At 29.7% G+C, this 19,312-nt stretch carries 21 protein-coding genes; 20 read left to right on the top strand and 1 reads right to left on the bottom strand.

The genetic code is table 11. The features are described 5' to 3' along the window. The first annotated feature begins 50 nt into the window (after positions 1–50). The 17 genes from K8354_RS13260 to K8354_RS13180 all read left to right on the top strand — a co-directional run bounded on the left by K8354_RS13260 (position 51) and on the right by K8354_RS13180 (position 16,305). Positions 51–1,049, top strand: coding sequence for a helix-turn-helix transcriptional regulator (locus K8354_RS13260; RefSeq protein WP_223440769.1), 999 nt, complete (start codon positions 51–53; stop codon positions 1,047–1,049). A 103-nt stretch (positions 1,050–1,152) separates the two neighbouring features. After that, positions 1,153–1,821 (top strand): CRISPR-associated endonuclease Cas6, encoded by a 669-nt coding sequence (locus K8354_RS13255; RefSeq protein WP_223440767.1) that lies wholly within the window; start codon positions 1,153–1,155, stop codon positions 1,819–1,821. Positions 1,822–1,834: 13 nt separating this feature from the next. Then, entirely contained in the window at positions 1,835–3,364 is a 1,530-nt protein-coding gene (locus K8354_RS13250; RefSeq protein WP_223440765.1) for a Cas10/Cmr2 second palm domain-containing protein, read from the top strand. After that, positions 3,345–3,917 (top strand): RAMP superfamily CRISPR-associated protein, encoded by a 573-nt coding sequence (locus K8354_RS13245; RefSeq protein ID WP_223440764.1) that lies wholly within the window; start codon positions 3,345–3,347, stop codon positions 3,915–3,917. Before K8354_RS13250 ends, K8354_RS13245 begins: the two co-directional genes overlap by 20 nt. 3 nt (positions 3,918–3,920) lie before the next feature. Then, positions 3,921–5,375 (top strand): hypothetical protein, encoded by a 1,455-nt coding sequence (locus K8354_RS13240; protein ID WP_223440762.1) that lies wholly within the window; start codon positions 3,921–3,923, stop codon positions 5,373–5,375. A gap of 2 nt (positions 5,376–5,377) precedes the next feature. Then, complete coding sequence (locus tag K8354_RS13235; protein WP_223440760.1) at positions 5,378–6,748, top strand: RAMP superfamily CRISPR-associated protein; 1,371 nt, start codon at positions 5,378–5,380, stop codon at positions 6,746–6,748. After that, positions 6,748–7,158: a TIGR04423 family type III CRISPR-associated protein gene (locus K8354_RS13230; RefSeq protein ID WP_223440753.1), complete on the top strand. Its 411-nt coding sequence runs from the start codon at positions 6,748–6,750 to the stop codon at positions 7,156–7,158. The genes K8354_RS13235 and K8354_RS13230 overlap by 1 nt, the downstream gene beginning before the upstream one ends. Before the next feature lie 9 nt (positions 7,159–7,167). Continuing rightward, positions 7,168–9,555, top strand: coding sequence for a TIGR03986 family type III CRISPR-associated RAMP protein (locus K8354_RS13225; RefSeq protein ID WP_223440745.1), 2,388 nt, complete (start codon positions 7,168–7,170; stop codon positions 9,553–9,555). 2 nt (positions 9,556–9,557) lie between these two features. Further along, positions 9,558–10,778: a TIGR02221 family CRISPR-associated protein gene (gene csx2 / locus K8354_RS13220; protein ID WP_223440738.1), complete on the top strand. Its 1,221-nt coding sequence runs from the start codon at positions 9,558–9,560 to the stop codon at positions 10,776–10,778. Positions 10,779–10,802: 24 nt separating this feature from the next. Then, the gene (gene csx20, locus K8354_RS13215; RefSeq protein ID WP_223440732.1) at positions 10,803–11,195 is read left to right on the top strand and encodes a CRISPR-associated protein Csx20; all 393 of its coding nucleotides are present in this window, start codon (positions 10,803–10,805) and stop codon (positions 11,193–11,195) included. Positions 11,196–11,257: 62 nt separating this feature from the next. Continuing rightward, the gene (locus K8354_RS13210; RefSeq protein ID WP_223440730.1) at positions 11,258–12,628 is read left to right on the top strand and encodes an ATP-dependent DNA helicase; all 1,371 of its coding nucleotides are present in this window, start codon (positions 11,258–11,260) and stop codon (positions 12,626–12,628) included. 294 nt (positions 12,629–12,922) lie between these two features. After that, positions 12,923–13,102, top strand: a complete 180-nt coding sequence (locus K8354_RS13205; protein WP_223440728.1) for a hypothetical protein — start codon at positions 12,923–12,925, stop codon at positions 13,100–13,102. A 179-nt stretch (positions 13,103–13,281) separates the two neighbouring features. After that, positions 13,282–13,434, top strand: a complete 153-nt coding sequence (locus K8354_RS13200; protein ID WP_223440726.1) for a hypothetical protein — start codon at positions 13,282–13,284, stop codon at positions 13,432–13,434. Positions 13,435–13,511: 77 nt separating this feature from the next. Further along, entirely contained in the window at positions 13,512–13,751 is a 240-nt protein-coding gene (locus K8354_RS13195; RefSeq protein ID WP_223440724.1) for a hypothetical protein, read from the top strand. A gap of 77 nt (positions 13,752–13,828) precedes the next feature. After that, positions 13,829–14,068, top strand: a complete 240-nt coding sequence (locus tag K8354_RS13190; RefSeq protein WP_223440722.1) for a hypothetical protein — start codon at positions 13,829–13,831, stop codon at positions 14,066–14,068. A gap of 77 nt (positions 14,069–14,145) precedes the next feature. Then, a complete protein-coding gene (locus K8354_RS13185; protein WP_223440720.1) occupies positions 14,146–14,385 on the top strand; it encodes a hypothetical protein in 240 nt (79 codons plus the stop codon). A gap of 1,602 nt (positions 14,386–15,987) precedes the next feature. Then, a complete protein-coding gene (locus tag K8354_RS13180; protein WP_223440712.1) occupies positions 15,988–16,305 on the top strand; it encodes a hypothetical protein in 318 nt (105 codons plus the stop codon). 3 nt (positions 16,306–16,308) lie between these two features. Here K8354_RS13180 and K8354_RS13175 read toward each other — a convergent pair whose 3' ends face one another. Beyond that, positions 16,309–17,382, bottom strand: coding sequence for a helix-turn-helix transcriptional regulator (locus K8354_RS13175; RefSeq protein ID WP_223440710.1), 1,074 nt, complete (start codon positions 17,380–17,382; stop codon positions 16,309–16,311). Positions 17,383–17,469: 87 nt separating this feature from the next. On the opposite strand from K8354_RS13175, the gene K8354_RS13170 reads away from it, so the two are divergent. Genes K8354_RS13170 through cas2 form a run of 3 tightly spaced genes read left to right on the top strand, consistent with a single transcriptional unit; the run spans position 17,470 to position 19,304 of the window. After that, the gene (locus tag K8354_RS13170) at positions 17,470–17,790 is read left to right on the top strand and encodes a hypothetical protein (protein ID WP_223440708.1); all 321 of its coding nucleotides are present in this window, start codon (positions 17,470–17,472) and stop codon (positions 17,788–17,790) included. Between the two features lie 28 nt (positions 17,791–17,818). Then, positions 17,819–18,892, top strand: a complete 1,074-nt coding sequence (locus K8354_RS13165) for a CRISPR-associated primase-polymerase type B (protein ID WP_223440706.1) — start codon at positions 17,819–17,821, stop codon at positions 18,890–18,892. Beyond that, complete coding sequence (gene cas2 / locus K8354_RS13160; protein ID WP_223440704.1) at positions 18,876–19,304, top strand: CRISPR-associated endonuclease Cas2; 429 nt, start codon at positions 18,876–18,878, stop codon at positions 19,302–19,304. Before K8354_RS13165 ends, cas2 begins: the two co-directional genes overlap by 17 nt. Positions 19,305–19,312: the final 8 nt, after the last annotated feature.

Here is a 19,312-nt window from a genome sequence, read left to right as displayed (position 1 = left end):
AGTTTTTTTCATATCGAGGAGGTATTAAAAAAGAGAGAAGAAAAAGAAAAATGGCAAACAGCAAACATGCACATGTAAGATATAATTTACTCGATTACTGTTTTAGAAATAGAACATTTACTTTTAATCAATTATTACAGTATATAAATGATAAAATAGCTGAATTATATCCTGGAGAAGGTATTGAAAAAAGAACGTTAAGAGCTGATTTAAATATCTTTAGAGATAAAGAAAAAGGTTTTGGAGCACCTCTTCCTGCAAATATTCGAATTTTAAGATATACAAATCCAAATTTTTCAATAGCACAGAAACCTTTATTAGAGTATGAACAATATTTAATTAACGCTTCTCAACAACTCTTAGAAAGATTCGAGAACCATCCAAAGTACAATAAACTTGCAGAGGCTTTAGTAAAATTTCAAGAAGGTGAAGATGAGGAAACAGATACTTCAAAAATATTATTCTACGATCAAAATGAAGAATACAAAGGAATAAAACATTTAAAGCCTTTATACTTTGCCATAAAGAAAAAACAAGTGTTGCACATAACGTATAAAGGTTTTCAAGACGAGATACCAACTGCTTTCGAATTTCACCCTCATATTTTGAAGCAGTACAACAGAAGATGGTTTGTTTTTGGTTTAAATAATACCAATTACAATGAAACATGGAGTGTGCCCTTAGATGAAAGATTAGTTAAAATTTCGATTATAGAAGATGAAATTCATAAAACTTCAGAAGTGGATTGGGATAGCTTCTTTAGAACAATGATAGGAGTCGTGAGACCTAAAGATTCAGAAATTAAAAAAGTTATTTTGCGGTTTCATAACGGTAGACAAAACTACTTTAAAACAAAACCATTTATTCCAGATTTCGAAGAATTTTTTGAAGAAGATAAACAAGATCAAGTTTGGTTTATGGCTATTATAAATCCTGAATTGATACAACAAATTTTGTCTTATGGTAAAGATGTAGAGGTTTTAGAGCCAGCAGAACTAAGAGAACAGCTAAAAGAAAATTCAAGTAAAATGATAAACTTGTATTCATAAATCAATTGTGCGATTACGTTGCGTAATTCAATTTTATATTTGCATTGTAATTTTTTATAAACTTTAAATTTATAGTGGACATAAAATAATTTTAAAAAAATAAATGAAAAAGATTAAAATATTGACTGTTACTTTTGAAAACAGTATATCCTCTGTTGAAATCCCTTATTTTAGGGGAGCCATAATTCAAACATCAGGATTGGAGCATGAGCTATTTCATAATCATAATGATAAAGGTTTTAGATACGCATACCCATTAATTCAATATAAGAGAAAAAATGGGAAACCATTATTGTTATGTTTGGATAAAGGGGTAGAAAGTAGTTTTCATTTTTTCTCTAATCATCAGGAAGGAATAATGCTAGGAAATCGTAAATATGATTTAATTGTAGATGAATTAAATTTAGCGACTGCTTCTTTAAATGTTACCACTGATAGTTTTAATTATACACTAATAGACTGGTTGCCTTTAAATCAAAAGAATCATAAAGTATACTTTTCATTAAAATCGGAAATTGAACAACTAGAATTTCTCGAAAAAATCATAATTGGAAATATATTATCCTTTGCAAAAGGTATCGGGTGGCTGCTAACTAGTCAAATAAAAGTACGTATTAATAAAGTAAATAACATAAAAAAAATAACAATTAAACAAAACCCTAGAATGGCCTTTAATATAACATTCTCTTGTAACATTAAGTTACCAAATTATATTGGGATCGGTAAAAATGCAAGTTTAGGGTATGGGGTCTTGGAATCTATTTATAATTAAAAAATGCTATTATATGAGTAAATATTTATACGGAGCCTCCGTTCAAGGTATTCAGAGTTTTATTTTTAAGACCAATAAACTTGCAGAAATTATTGGTGCAAGTGAGTTGATAGAACAATTATGCACTTCTTTATTTGAAAAATCTGTAACAGATTTTAAAAAAGAAAATTTAATCATGGGAGCCGCAGGAAATGTAAAGTATGTATTTGATAATATGGATGATTGTAAGAAAGTAGTGAGAAACTTCCCTAAATCAGCAATGGAGCACGCTCCCGGAGTAACGGTTAGTCAAGCTGTTGTAAATCTAGAAAAAAATGATTTACCAAGCGCTATTGATTTGTTAGAGAAAAAACTTAAAACCCAACGAAATATATCTCAAAGACCTATTGAAATGGGGTTTATGGGTGTAGAAAGATCTAGAAGAACAGGCGGTGTGGCATATACCCAAAGAAATGATAGAAATAATAAAAAAGAAGTCATCTGTGAATCTACAGCGAAGAAAAGGAGTGCTATTGCTTCGCAAAAAGAAAAAGGGGAGGATCAATCAAAAGAAAATCTGTTTAAAAAAATATCGGGATTAGATGTTAAAAATAGAGAGATAGCATTTGACATCTCTGATATCACTAAGTCAGGAAAAAACTCTTGGATTGCTGTTATTCATGCAGATGGTAATGGTTTGGGTTCTATCATTCAAAACGTAGGTGGTTTATTAATGAAAGAAAGTAAATTTAGTGCTTTCTCAAATGCTATTGAAACTGCTACTAAAAATGCGGTTCAACAAGCATTTAGAGATGTGATCTCAAGCGATGTGATTTCAAAAGAACATAAACCAGATTATAGGTATCCAATAAGACCCGTTGTTTTAGGTGGAGATGATTTAACGGTTATTATACGTGCTGATTTAGCCTTAGAATTTACAAAAGTATTTTTACGAGCATTTGAGATTACAAGTAGAGAGGAATTTGAAGCCTTAGGTTTGGCTGGTTACGAAAAAGGAATAACAGCCTGTGCGGGTATTGCTTATGTAAAAGAATCCTATCCTTTGCATTACGCATTAAATTTAGCAGAAGATCTTTGTGGGGACGCTAAGAAAAAGGTCAAAGCATCCGATTGTGAAAATAAATATGGTAACATACCAAAATCATCGGTAGCTTTTTATAAGGTTCAAGATTCATTTGTAGCAGATTTAAAAGAATTAAAAGAAAGAACTTTAAAAACATCTAGTGGCCTAGATTTTTATGCTGGGCCTTATTTAATGAATGAACTAGATCAATTAAATAACAAACTAGACATCATTGCTAAAGAAGCTAATGCATCCGATAAATCAAAGGCAGTAGGAAAACTGCGCCAAATTGTTTCGGAATACTATAAAGATGATGCTACTGCGTTTTTTATGTTAGAACGGATGAAAGAAATCAATAGTGATTTTTATAAAGAGCTCCAATTAGAAAATGAAAAAAATAATGCAAAGAAAAATAACAAATCACAATTATTAGATTTAATCACCTTACACAGCTTTAATTATGGAAACAGAGAAAATTAATTATAAAATCACCTTTTTAAGCGATTGGCACGCAGGGTCAGGTTTAGGTTCTGGAGCAGATTCAGATGCAGTGGTGATTAAAGATGCTAATAATTTGCCTTACCTGCCTGGAAAAACCATGAAAGGCTTATTAAAGGACGCCTTAATCGATATTATGGAGGTTCAACCTAATGTAGTTACTAAATCTTTTATTGATAAGCATTTTGGCTATGAAGTTAGAGATACAGAAGGAAAGGTTTTGAAAACAATGCCTGGTTGTTTGTTTTTTTCAAATGCAGAGCTTCCTGCCGCTGAAAGAAACGAGGCTATGGGCACATTATCTCAATTTTTGTATCGCAATATAGCTTCCACATCAATTGATAATGCTGGAGTAGCTAAGCAGTCTTCATTAAGAACAATGGAAGTTTGTATTCCTTTAGTTATTGAGGGCTATATGGCAGGTCTGGATAAAGCGGCTGTACCAACTTTAGAAATGGGATTAAAAATGTTACGCCATTTAGGATCGAATAGAAATAGAGGTTTAGGAAGATGTACTATTGAATTAAAAAATTAAGTTATGAAAGAAGAATTTTATAAATGCACCTTATTGTCGGATGTTGTACTGAACAGTTCGTTAGCCACTGAAGGAAATATGAGCACGTTAGATTATATACCTGGTAGTAATTTTTTAGGAATTGTTGCCGGGAAAATGTACAGTAAACTCAAACCAGAAGAAGCTTTTGATGTTTTCCATTCTGGTTTGGTTTCCTTTGGAGATGCTACTATTTCGAGTAACGAATCCATTGGTTATGCAATGCCTTCTTCTTTATTTATGGATAAATTAAATAATGAAATAGGTACAGATACATCTAAAGTATACTTACATCACTTATTAAACAAGAATAATCATCCTTTAAGAGAAACTGATCAAACTCGCTTGCAATTGAAACAGCAAAGGGCTGGTTATGTCTTTTCTGATGGCAAAACTTTGAAATCAATTAAAAAGAATTTTGCCATAAAATCTGCTCAAGATAGAAAAACAAGAAATTCTAAAGACGGAGCCATGTTTGGTTTTGAATCTTTGGGGAAGGGTCAAGAATTTATTTTTTCTGTTTGTTTTAAAGATGACAAATATATGAAAGTGGTTTCTGATAGTTTAACAGGAATTCAACGCTTGGGTAAATCTAAAAATGCCGAATTTGGACAAGTACAGATCCAACGAATTGCGAATCCAGCCACAATTTCTTCATTTAAAAATGAAAACTATGTTTTGGTGTATGCACAAAGTAATCTTTGTTTTAACAATGAATTTGGTCAGTCTACATTTGAACCAACTGAAGAACAATTGGGCATATCTTCTGGTAAGATTAACTGGGAGAAGAGTCAGGTGAGAACGTATTCGTATTCTTCTTGGAATTTTAAAAGAAATACTACGAATTCGCAGCGTGATTGTATTTTAAAAGGTTCAGTCTTCTATGTGGAGAATAGGGTGCTAGAGAATACATCCAATCAGGTAGGGCTGCATCAAGCAGAAGGCTTTGGAAGAATACTTTATAATCCGGAGTTTTTAAAGGAGGGTGTTGAAAAACCAATGGCGGGTTTTGAATTTAAACAGGAAGCTAATAATGCTCTCGAAAAGAGCTCCTCAGAGTTGGTAAAGGATTCTAAAACAGTTTTAGGAAAATTTTTAAAACAGCAACAAGCATTGAAAAAGTTTGATTTAGCTATTTCTGAAAGTATTCAAAATGAGATTTACTCAAATAGCCGTGAAATACAAAGTTTAAAAAAGATTTCATCAAGCCAATGGGGCGGAATCCGTGCATACGCAACCAAAGCTAAGGATATGGATGCTTTAAATAACCAACTTTTTAATAAAGAGAGTGGTTATTTAACACATGGAGTAGCTTATGAAAAATATTGGGATAAAAACCTCAATAATTTCAAAAACGTATTTGATAAAAATAAAGATTTAGGAACGGTATTTATTGCCAAGTTTGCAGCAGAAATGGCAAAAGAAAATAAAAGAAGCTAATTATGAAAAAGATACGTTATATCGCAAGATTTATTATAGAAGCGGAAACCCCTTTGTTTGTGGGGTCAGGAGAATCTTCATTACTTAAAGATGCGCTTGTACAAAAAGATGTCAATGGATTTCCTATGATTTTAGGAACTTCACTCACAGGTGTTTTAAGGCATGCATTCAACAATGAAGACTGGTGTTCACGAATATTTGGAGATGCTGAAAGTAAAAAAGATGGAGCAGGTTCATTATTGAAGTTAAGTGCTGCATGCATGATGTTGAACGATACAAAAGTTAGTGAAGGAATTTTAGAAAATATTGAACCTAAAGTTACAGCCAGGTTTAACAATTTACCATCTCGACAACATGTTCGGATAACAGAAAAGGGGGTTGCAGAAACAAATGGACTTTTTGACAATGAAGTTGTTTATAAAGGTGTTCGATTTGTGTTTGAAATGGAGTTAAAAGGCACTCTAGATGATAATAAAATTTGGGCATCATTAATAGAAAAAGTTCAAAGTCCAACCTTTAGAATTGGCTCAGGAACCAGAAATGGTTATGGTAGTTTAAAAGTAATAGGATTATTTAATAAAACATATAACTTAGAAATTGAAGAAGATTTTAAAGCATATGTAAACTTTAGTCCTTCATTTAATGTCAGTTTACCTTTTAAAGAAATAGGTTTAGAAGAAAAGAAGAGTCCAACTGCTGGATATACACATTATAGACTGAATTTATCTCCTGATTCCTTTTTTGTTTTTAGTGAAGGTTTTGGAGACGAGGATGCCGATAATAAACCTTTAGAAGAAGAGGTTGTTGTTTATAAAAATAATACACAAGAATTCGAAAAGCAAACAGTAATACCAGCCTCCTCTATTAAGGGAGCGATAGCTCATAGAACTGCATTTCATTGTAATAAAAAACAAGAGCAATATGCAGATGAAGGTAATGGTGCTATTGGGTCTAATAATAGAGCTGTTGGAACTTTATTTGGTAAAGCAGGTAAAGACGTTACTGAGCCACAAGCGGGAAATGTATTTATAAATGATTGGTATTATTCAGATGAAGAAATCGCTAACAATAAAATTTTTAATCACGTTGCTATAGACCGTTTTACGGGTGGTGCTCTTAATGGTGCTTTGTTTAGTGAAAAGGTGAGTAATTTATTGGGAAATGGTTTTTGTTTTGATGTGTATGTAAAAGAATCAAAAGAAGCGTTGAATGATAAAATAATTACGGAGTCTTTTGAAGAAGCATTGAAAGATATTGCGAAAGGATTACTACCATTAGGAGGAATGACCACTAAAGGGCATGGTGTATTTACAGGAGTAGTGCTGAAAAATGGTATAGAAATGTATAATTATAACACTAAAAATGAGAATTAATGAAAGCGATATATCATAATTTAAAAGAAATACCCAAAATGGCTTTTGAAGGTTATGTTTGGAAGTCTGATGAAAGCGAACCAGAAGTAGTATTAAATGAAATATACGATTTTGATGCTGTTTCAATCAACCCATTTATAATAGAAGCATTACTTTTTTGTAAAGAAAATAAAACGGCTATACATATACAACATACCGGAAACTATCAAATAGCTGAATATGATTTAAATGCATTGAAAGAAAAAGGAGCTGTTTTAGAAAATAAAGTTTATTTACCTCATCGCTTAAAAGACATTAGTAAAGTAAACTTTAAGCAGGTTTGGATAGAAGAAGAGGATCATTTATGCGAAGAGATGCCTGTTTTAAAAATGAAAGCTCTTATATTTTGTGGATTTAATAAAGCCAAATAATAAAAAACTATGATAAAGTCAACTTATAATTTTGTTCCTGCTCCAAATGAAGATCAAGTATATACACCTGAATGGGCAAACCAAGTGAGTCACGATGTGCCTTTTTCTGATGGAGAAAGTGGAGAAATTGAGCTAAAAATAACTGCCGAAACCCCCATTTTTATAAGAAATGGACATAACAAAGATGCTGAAACGAATGAGTTCTCTCATTATTTTGATAAGGAAGGCAAGAAACATTTCTTTATTCCAGGATCTTCTTTAAAAGGACTTTTTCGTTCTGTATTAGAAATCATGAGTTTTTCGAGGTTAAACCCAAACTTGGTAAATGATGACCGATATTCATTTAGAGATTTAACTCAAAATTCTCTATATATGAAATCTTATAACACAAACAAAGTTTGTGCTGGATGGATGAAAATGGGAGGAGAAGGAAAATGGCTTATTGAAGAATGTGATTTTCTGCATATACATCATAAAGAAGTTGATGCCGTTTTAGGGACAACATTTAGGTCTGATTACAAAACAAGACCTTCTGATACTTCTATTATTGATAAGTATAATAAAGTAAAAGGAAAAGAACTTTCTAATTCTTTTAGTTCTGTTCAAGGGAAAAATAAATCTGTGGCAGTTCATGATGATGAGGGGAAAAGTGGTACGATTGTATTTACAGGGCAATCTAGTCAACGTAAAGAAGGAGGAGGAGGAGGTAGACCTTCGGGAAAAGCCCATGAATTTGTGCTTTTTCATGAAACAAAAACTACCTATGAGGTAACAGATAAACAACAAAAAGATTTTAAATTTATTTATTTAGACCATGATAAAGTAAATATTTCTAAAGCTTGGGAGTTTTGGCGTGAAAGATTAGTTAAAGGAGAGGCTGTTCCTGTTTTTTTTAATAAGAGTGAGAAAGATATTAAACATTTTGGGTTAGCATTTATGTATAAGTTGCCTTACGAAAACAGTATTCACGAAATGTTTCCTATAGTTGGCTATAATAAAGAAGATATCTCACAAGATTTAGCAACAACGATTTTTGGATATACTAATTTAGGTGAAGAGAGTGAGGCTTTAAAAGGTCGTGTCATGTTCGGGCATGCTAAAAGTGCTAATGCGGTCGTTAGTAATGAAAAATATGAAGAAATTTTAGGAGGGCCAAAAGCTTCTTTTTTTCCATTTTATTTAGATAAATCAATTGGAAAAAATGCGTATCAAAAACAAGGAAATTTAAAAGGATTTAAAAAATATCCTGTTCATAATGATGTTAAAAATATCAAATACTCTAGCGATCAATTAAAAAATAAAAAGGTATTTACAACATTTAGGCCTTTAGAAAAAGGAAGTGTATTTACTACTAAAATTAGGTATCATAACCTAAGACCTGTTGAGTTAGGGGCTTTAGTCTCTGCAATTTCATTTCATGCAAAAAAAGACGGTTTTCATAATTTAGGATTGGCAAAATCATTGGGCTTTGGTAAAATTAAGGTAGAAGTGAATACTATAGAGAAGTTTACGAATGAAATGCAGATTTTTGAGTATGCAATGAATACTTTTCTTGGAAGTAACTGGATTGAGCAAAAAGCTATTGGAGAGTTATTCGCATTAATCTCTTCTCCTAGCAAAGAAGCAGAAGCCACTTTAGTAAACCCTGTTATGGGAAGGGGTAAAGGTGAAAATGATTTTATTAATTACAAAGCAGAGAGTAAATATTTAGCAGAGTATTCTAGTCTAAATTCATTTACTGGCCCTCAATCTTTATTGACTTCAGAATTTAAAAAGGAAATGCATGCAAAACAAGAAATTTTACATGAGAAAAAGTTAAAAAGAGAAGCCGCTTTAAAATTAAAATTTGATACTAAAATACGAGAAGCCGAACAAGCTAAAAAAGATGGTAAATTTGTATTAGCTTTAAAAATATATAAAGAAGCTATGCTTGTAAAAGAAGATGGAAGTCTACCTCAGTTTATAGCATCCATTGAACTTGAAAAAGCAAAACAACAAGAAACAGAAGCGTATACTACTGCGATGAGTTCTAATTCAATACCTGAGTTTGAAAACTTTTTGAATACCTATAAATTTTCAATATATAAAGACAAAGTAGAGGCGGCTTTACGTAAATTAAAAGCAGTTTCTGGAGTTCCCGAAAATATTAAGAATAAAGATAATTTTAAGCAATTTGCGAATAATACAGATAATTGGGTTAAAAAATTGCCAAACAAAACGATTTTAGGCTCTGGTTTTGAAGAAGAGCATTTAGCCTTACTTATTAAAATAGGTAAACTAGAATTACAGAATAAAAAGTTAGCTTATGGCTGGCAAGAAGGTAAAGGAAACGAAAAGAGAATTACCAAGTGGTACGATGCTGATATTGCAAAGGACTGTTTAAAAAAAATAGTATAGATATGGCAAAAATTTTAATAAGTTTTTTAGGAACGGGGAGCGTTGATAATGATAAAAGTAAAAAAGAAAAAAGAGAATATAGAACTGTAAAATATGAAATAGATAAACAGATATACGAAGAATCGTTTGTAACGAAGGTTCTAGATACGCATTATAATGTAGATAAGATACTTTATATAGGTACATTAAGATCTATGTGGGAAGAAGTCTATAGAACCTATATTGGTGAAGATGGAGAGTTTGCAGATAATTATCTAGAATTACATGACGTTGTACCACAATTTAATAAAGATTCTAAAGTATTAGAGAATGAAGACAAAATTTTAAAACATTTTGAACATCAAAAAAAATTAATCCCAATTTTAATTCAGTACGGGTTAAATAAAGAGGAGTTGGATTTTAACATACAACAAGTCTTAAAAATAGAAGAATTAATAAATGATGGAGATGAAGTGTACCTAGATATAACACATAGTTTTAGATCTCTTCCGCTATTATTAATGAATGTTTTAAATTATTTAAAAGATGTAAGTAAAAAGAATTTTGAAATTAAAGGGATCTCTTATGGAATGCTAGATATTATGAGAGAGAATAATTATATCGCTCCTATAGTGCAGTTAGATGTCATATCTGAATTACATGAGAATATTAAAGCTGCCAATACCTTTACCGAAAAAGCAGATGGTTTTGCATTAGCTAAATTACTTGAAACTAAAAATAAGGATTTATCTAAATTAATTAAGAATTTTTCTACAGCTTTAAGTCTTAATTATTCACATGAAATAAAAAAACAATACGAACGTATTTTAAAATTCGATTTTTCTGAATTAGATTCAATAGAACGATTAATTGCAGAAAAAGCTTTTCAAGATTTTAAAAATAGTTTTGATACTTCTAAAAAGAATTCCTTATTTCAATTAGACCTAGCGAAATGGTATTTTTCAAAAAAAATGTTTGGCGTTTCTTATTTAACCCTTACAGAATCTATAATAACGTATGCCGCTGAGAAGATTGATTTTGACAAATCTTCTAATGAGGAGATAAGAAATCAAGCAAAAAGAGAATTGTCTAGAATTGATAAAGAATTATATAAACTTTTTAAGTCTGTAAACAAAATTCGTAACAATGTGGCTCATATGTTAGATAAAAGACATGACACCTATTTAAACGATTTTAATAATTTAGAAAACCAATTAAGTAAGGCAACTAGATTGATGAAATAATAGTCTCGCTAAATTAAAATTAAAATGAAAAAAAAAGTATTTGTATTATTTTCTCATAACTTAGTAGAGGATCAAATAGTAGAGTTAAAAACTACTTATAAAGTTACCGATATTGTAAGGTTACCTGTAGAACTGCAAAATTTATGGGGAAATATTCCTCCAGAACCCAAAGACATCGTAGCAATTATTGCACCCATTAAAAAATGGTTAATAGCAGAAGCATCTATAAGTGATTTTGTGATTGTTCAGGGAGATTTTGGGGTAACTTTTAATATTATTAACTGGTGTTTAGAACAAGATTTTATCCCCATTTATGCAACCTCTAAAAGAGTTCATGAAGAAGAGTATTTACCAGATGGATCTATTAAAATTTCTAAGAATTTTAAGCATGTTCAATTTAGAAAATATCAGAAATAATTGACTTAGAAAATAGATTTCCATACTAAAGGATATACTGTGTTTAAATTAAACTAACACACATGAAAAATTCAAAAATTACTTTAACAAAAAATCAAAAAGAGGCAGTTGTTATTATTAGAGCGTTTGTTAACTCCAAACAAGATATTTTTATTTTAACAGGGGCTGCTGGTACAGGAAAAACAACGGTTATAAAAAGTATTATTAATGACGTAAGATATTATGTAGATGAAGTAGTTTTATTAGCTCCAACGAATAGAGCAGCTAAAGTTTTATCAAAAAAAACGGGTGTTAAAACAAATACTATTCATTCTGAAATCTATAAAATTAAAGAAATTAAAAATAAAGATGGCGTTTTAATTCAGAGCATGTTTGTTCCTAAAATAAACAGTATGTTATTTGATGATGATTTAGAAGAAATCCAAGCAACTAAAACCTTATACATCATTGATGAATCTTCAATGATATCTGACGAGGCAGTAGAAGAAGGAAATTTAATTTCAAAAAACTCTTTATTAAAAGACTTGCATAGACACGTAAGCTATTTAGGTGCTGAAAACAAAATATTATTTGTTGGGGATAGCTACCAACTTCCTCCAATTGGATATTTTGGCATTGCGCCTGCGTTAGATATAGCGTATATGAAAGAACACTACTTGAAGGAGATTGAGAAATTTGAACTTACAAAAATATTACGTCAAGAAAGCGATTCGTATATTCTTGAACTTGCTCAACAGGTAAAAAATAAAATTGATTTAAATAACAAGACTCTACATTTAAATATCCCCAATAATTTTCAGTCTTACCAGCAGTTTATTCAAGATTTTTCTTTAAAATTTAATGCTTCAAAACTAGAAAAAGCCATCGCTCTGGGATGGACAAGAAAGAGTGTCTTACAAATGAACCTTGATGTTCGGAAAAATATTTTTGGGCCTCAAGTAAAAGCAATTGAAGTTGGTGATATCATTTATTTAAACTCCAAATACGCAGACGGAGCTGTCCTTATTCCAAAAGGTGAAACAGGTAAAATTGTGAAAGTAGTTAACGAGGATGGTGTTAAAGGTGGTTTGTTGTTTCACACGGTAAAAGTTGAATTTACAGACTTAAATCAGGATTCGATATATGTAACTACAAAAATATTAACCGACTTTTTATATATAGAGACAGATTACTTGAGTAAGGAAATATTTATAAAATTGGCAATTGAGCAGTCTAAAGTTAATAACTGTTACAAAAAATCTAAAAATGCTGATGATGATCCTTATATGAGTGCAATGCAAGCCAAATTTGGTTATGCTTTAACCGTACACAAATCTCAGGGAGGAGAATGGGAAAACGTGTATCTACATAAAAATACGAATTGGAAAGACTTACGTTGGAATTATACTGCTGTAACCAGAGCATCCAAAGAATTATATTCGTATTCCTATTAGCTTACAGCTATTAAACTTCATTATATTTTATAAAATTTTAGGAATTGCTTCTTATACCTATGCCTTTTTTTATGGTATTTATGGCTATGAAATGCTTCATAAATTTCAGTAGGTAAATAGATTTCTAAGCGAAAGTTATATTGTTTGTATAGGAAGCAAATAACTAAAACCATAAACCATGTCTTATAAAAGAAATTAAATTTTAACAATTTAGGACAAGAATCAAACAATTCATTTTTTGTAGCAGACGTATCTGGAGCAAACCCATTATCACATCAACTAGGAGGAAATACCATGAAAGTAAAATACGGTAATGAATCTATTAGAATTTCTGATAAAATTAAAAATGTAAAAACCTTTGAAAAAAAACTCGGACAAATGAAAAATTATGAATGTGACATTATTTGTGCAATTATATTGCATAGTATTTTTATAAATTTGTCAAGAATTAAAATAGAAGTAGTAGCAGTTTAAAAAGTGGAATTATGAGCAATACAGAAATCATAGAAAAGTGCTCATAAAAAAGAAATTTTAGAAGTGATTCCGATATAGTTTTTCAGATTGAAAATAGATTTCTATGCGAAAGTTATATTGTTAGTATAGAAAGTAAATAACTGAAAAATAATAATCATAAACCAATAAAAACAAAAATTATGGATGTAAAAGTAGTAGTAGCCATTTTAGGATTCGCAACAGTAGTAGCTCAAATTTATTTAGAAAAGGAAAAAGGGAAAAACCTAGAGAAGCATCCAAGCTATGCAAGAAATTCTAATAAAAGTGAAATTCTGGAGGTGATTCCGATATAATTTTTGAGTTGGTAAATAGATTTCTATGCGACGCTTATATTGTTAGTATAGAAAGTAAATAACTAAAACCATCAACCATGTCTTATAACAGAACTTCAATTTTTAACAATTTAGTACAAGAATCAAACAATTCACTTTACGTAGCAGACGAATATAGAACGAACCCATTATCACGTCAACCAGGAGGAAGCACTATTCAAGTAAAGTACAGTGATGGATCTATAAGAATTTATGATAAAATTAAAAATATTGCTGCGTATACACGCTATTTAAGAAATTCTAATAAAAGTGAAATTCTGGAAGTGATTCCGATATAATTTTTGAGTTGGTAAATAGATTTCTATGCGACGCTTATATTGTTAGTATAGAAAGTAAATAACTAAAACCATCAACCATGTCTTATAACAGAACTTCAATTTTTAACAATTTAGTACAAGAATCAAACAATTCACTTTACGTAGCAGACGAATATAGAACGAACCCATTATCACGTCAACCAGGAGGAAGCACCATTCAAGTAAAGTACAGCGATGGATCTATAAGAATTTATGATAAAATTAAAAATATTGCTGCGTATACACGCTATTTAACAAATTCTAGTAAAAATGAAATTCTGGAAGTGATTCCGATATAGTTTTTCAGTTGGTAAATAGATTTCTATGCGACGGTTATATTGTTAGTATAGAAAGTAAATAACTAAAACCATAAACCATGTCTTATAACAGAACTTCAATTATTAACAATTTAGTACAGGAATCAAACAATTCATTTTCAGTAGCAGACGAATATAGAACGAACCCATTATCACGTCAACTAGGAGGAAGCACCATTCAAGTAAAATACAGTGATGGATCTATAAGAATTTATGATAAAATTAAAAATATTGCTGCGTATACACGCTATTTAAGAAGTTCTAGTGAAAATGAAATTCTGGAAGTGATTCCGATATAGTTTTTCAGTTGGTAAATAGATTTCTATGCGAAAGTTATATTGTTAGTATAGAAGGTAAATAACTAAAAAAAACCACTTGGAAACAAATTTTCTAAGCGAACATTATATTACTAAGTATACAACTTATTATTAATCAACAAAAGACAAAAATTATGAACACAAAAACAATACTAGCGCTTTTAGGAGCGGCACTAGCAATAGCAAAAATTTATGTAGATCAGGAAGAACAAAAAGCAATTAAAGAAAGTAATCATCAATAAACAAAGACAAAAATTAGAGAAGTAACAAATTATTATTAATCAACAAAAAAATAGAATTATGAATCCAGCAGTAATCACAGCCATTTTAGGATTGGCAATCGCCTTAGTAGATAATTATTCAGATAACGACAAAAACAAGAACAAAAATTAGAGAAGTAACAAATTATTATTAATCAACAAAAAAATAGAATTATGAATCCAGCAGTAATCACAGCCATTTTAGGATTGGCAATCGCCTTAGTAGATAATTATTCAGATAACGACAAAAACAAGAACAAAAAATAGGGAAGTAACAAATTATTATTAATCAACAAAAGACAAAAATTATGAACGCAAAAACAATACTAGCGCTTTTAGGAGCGGCACTAACAATAGCAAAAATTTATGTAGATCAGGAAGAACAAAAAGCAGTTAAAGAAAGTAATCATCAATAAACAAAGACAAAAATTAAAGAACTAACAAATTATTATTAATCAACAAAAAATTAAAATTATGAATCCAGCAGTAATCAGAGCCATTTTATGGATTGGCAATCGCCTTAGTAGATAATTATTCAAATAACAACAAAAACAAGAACAAAAAATAGGGAAGTAACAAATTATTATTAATCAACAAAAGACAAAAATTATGAACGCAAAAACAATATTAGCACTTTTAGGAGCAGCACTAACAATAGCAAAAATTTATGTAGATCAGGAAGAACAAAAAGCAGTTAAAGAAAGTAATCATCAATAAACAAAGACAAAAATTAGAGAAGTAACAAATTATTATTAATCAACAAAAAAATAGAATTATGAATCCAGCAGTAATCAAAGCCTTTTTAGGATTGGCAATCGCCTTGGTAGATAATTATTCAAATAACGACAAAAACAAGAACAAAAAATAGGGAAGTAACAAATTATTATTCATCAACAAAAGACAAAAATTATGAACACAAAAACAATAATAACCATTTTAGAATTGGCAATTGACTTAGTAAAGAATTATTCAGATAACGAGAACAGCAATAAATTAGACAAGTAACAAATCATTTTAATCATTAAAAAAAGTAAAATTATGAACGTAAAATTAATATTAACAGTTTTAGGAGCAGCATTAACGATAGCAAAAATTTATGTAGATCAAGAAGAAGAAAAAGCAGTTAAAGAAAGTAATCATGAATAAATAAAGACAAGAATTAGAAAAGTAAAAAATCATTTAAATCATCAAAAAAAAAGTAAAATTATGTATAAAATAGCATTCGCGGCTTTAGCTTTAGTAGCAGCCATTTTAGAAAATAGTAATAATAATAAAAATAGTAAGAATAGTAAAAAATAGAGATTACCCAATTAAAAATAATGATATGAAAAATACAACTCAATTTGCTTTAGATAAACAAACTGTCGTTTACAAAGAAACAGATTCTATTAAATATATTGCTAAAAAATACACTTCTGAAGGAAGTATTATTTATTTTAAAGAAAATAATCATGAAGATGGTTTTGCGTCTCTTATTAACGAATTAGATCAGTTTAAAAATGCCGAGTTATTTGTGCCAGAAAATAATTTACAAGCTGTTCTTGAGTTTTTACAAGAACTTAAACATTCCGTTAAAAATGCAAGATTAACCTTAAAATATTGTAATAACCAGCGCTGGAAAAAAATTACATTTCAGTTTTAATTATTAAGCATATAAATCTGTCGCTTTTTTTAATGTATCGATAATAGTATTTTGTAAAGATGCAGGTTCTAATATTTTAATATCAAGACCAAATTGTAAGATTAACGCTATAAGCTCATTATTAATTTTAATATCTAAAGAAAAAGTGCAGGTATCTGCTGTTTCGGAAACAATTTGTTGACTAGGGTGCCAAGGTTTGGTTTTAATGTAATTTGCACGCATACCATAAGCTTCAAAAACAACATGTTCTACTTTATCATCTAAGAAGTTGGTAACACCAATAATATCTTTAAAATAAGTTTTTACTAAATTGGTGTAGGTTTTAATAAAAGTTTTAGCTATTAATTTTGGTTCTTCTGTTATTCTAGATAAACCATAAACACCTAATTTTCTTTCTTTAAACTCTTCTGTATGTGCTAAAACAAACCAACGATTGTTATATTCTCTAAGTTGGTATGGGTGTATTGTATAGGTTACCGGTTTACTTTCATAAAAAGGCTGGTATTTTATTTTTAAAACTTTGCTATTTTTAATGGCACTTGCAATGAGATCTACATGTTCTAAGCCCGTAAACTCATCTATAGTTTCAAAAATTATTGAAGCATGGTTATTTTTAGAAGCCTTTAACTCTAATTTATCTATCAATACATCTACATCTTCAAAATAACTAAAACCTTTAAACTGCTTGAGCATATCTACCACAGTTCTTAAGTTTTTTAAATCTTCTTGCGATAAATTATTATTATTAAATATAGAGATTTTTGTATCGTAATAAAAATAACCTACTTTTTTTACATTTGTACCATTAGATTTTACTTTAAAACCTTGTAAATAAATGTTTTTTTTATCGATGGGAGCGTGGTAGTCTTCTTCCATTTTTTTAAGATCATTTTCTATTGTTTTAGTTGTTAGAGTTCTCTCTAAACTAAATATTTCAGAAATTTTTTCGGCTAACTCTTGTTTTGTCCAAACGCCCTGATATTCTTCTTTTTCGCAACCTTCTGGATAATGCAAGGTATTTTGTAATAGTTTTTCTAATTCTTTTAATCTAAGATGTGGAGAGTAGCTAACAGGCATTTTTTTGGCTTGGAAGATAGATTTCTAAGTGAGATCTATATTATAATTATAACTCAAATTTAAACTAATTATTTAAAACTTACAATTATGAATTCAAATTTAATAAGTACTTCTATTAATCAAATGCATAGCCATACAGATCATTCTAATAAAAGATCTAAACAACGCGGAGTAAATAACGAAAGTATTGTTTTTATCTTAGAAAATGCCACGCCAATTTATAAACAAGGCTTTTGTTTTTACAGTTTAAAAAACACTGGCAAAAAAGAAGTACCAAAATCTTTAAAAAGAGATTCTTTAATGAATTTAGTGGTCATGACAGATGCAAGTGGAGCAGCAATTATTACGGTTTATAAAAACTTAAAAGCCTGGAAAAACATCAAAAGAAAACATAAATATTTAAGTTAATTATTCACAATTTAAAAAACAAAATCTAATGGTTTATTACAGTACAGACATTTCAAAATCTAACACAGTGCCTCTTAGTGCCATATCTATGAGTAATTTAATACAAAAATTCTCAGACAAATCTTTAAAATATACCGTTGATAAACTAAGAAAGGTAAGGGGTATAGATAAAGCATCTTTCGGTTTTTTAAAAAGAAAATTACCTTATTTTATTGGAGCAGAGTTTAAAGATAATTTTCGATGTTCAGAAAACTTTTGTAAAGTAGATTTTCTTATTATAGATATTGATGCTTACGGAGATGAAGAGAAAATTACGACATTAAAAGAAACAATATGTAAAGATGCAAGAGTAAAGTTAGCGTTTATTTCGCCAAGTGGTACCGGTCTAAAAGTTGTCTTTAAATTAAGCAACCCTATTGCTTCTTTAAAAGAATACAGTAATTTTTATCAGATATTTTCTAGAAGTTTTGCAAAACAGTATGTTCTAGAAAATTATGTAGATTTTAGTACAAGTGATGCTACTAGAATATGTTTTTTGTCTTATGATGAAAATGTGTATTATAATAATAATGCAACCAATTTAGAGGTAGATTTTTACTCAGATACCATGTTTCCTTTTATAGATGAGATAGAAGATGTTCTTAATAAAGATAATAGTGCAGCAATAAAACCGGGTAAACCAGCCATCTCTAACCAAACGTATGCAGAGATATTAAAAACACTAAAACCTAAAACACTTAAAAAACAAAAACAATACACGGTACCTGCACCATTAAAAGAACTTAAAGAACTATTACCAACTAATTTTAGTAAACATCATGTAAATGTAATAAGTATAGATGAAATTAATTACGGCTTAAAACTTAAGATTGGCGATACAAGTTTAAATACAATTATTAATATTTATTATGGTAAAAAAGGGTTTACGGTTGTAAAAAACCTAGCGCAAAAACCGGCAGCGCAATTAGCAGAAGCAAGCGTTTTAATAATAGAAAATTTAATCTACAATACCAATTCAGACAATTATGAAGAAGAAGAAGAAAGATCCGCATTTGAATTTGATAGCATTAACACAAAAGAGGCGGATGGCGGGGTTGACTAATCTAAATCAACTTGTTGAAGAGGCAAAACCATTAGTAGATGGTTTAGAGGCTATAAATGTAAGAATTTCGAAAATTATGGAGCTGATTAGTAAAAATAAAAAAAACCTAAATAGTGTTTATATTTATATAATTTATGATATAAGCGATTCTAAAATAAGAACTTATGTTTCTACTTATTTAGAAAGAAACGGATTAGTAAGAGTGCAACTTTCTGTTTTTTTTGGAAATATTAAAAGAGAATTGTACCAAAAAATTCAACAAACATTAAAAGAGATTAATGATATGTATACCAACAAAGATTCTATTTTTATCATACCAATTGGAGAAGATATTTTAAACAAAACAACCATAATTGGAGAAAATATTGATTTTGATATTATTGTGCATCACAAAGCAACCTTATTTATATAAGCAATGCA

Source organism: Polaribacter litorisediminis (assembly GCF_019968605.1).
In the GTDB taxonomy this organism is placed as follows: Bacteria; Bacteroidota; Bacteroidia; order Flavobacteriales; family Flavobacteriaceae; genus Polaribacter; species Polaribacter litorisediminis.
Note: the sequence above shows the minus strand (reverse complement) of the source record. Positions and strands in the feature narration are given on the sequence as shown.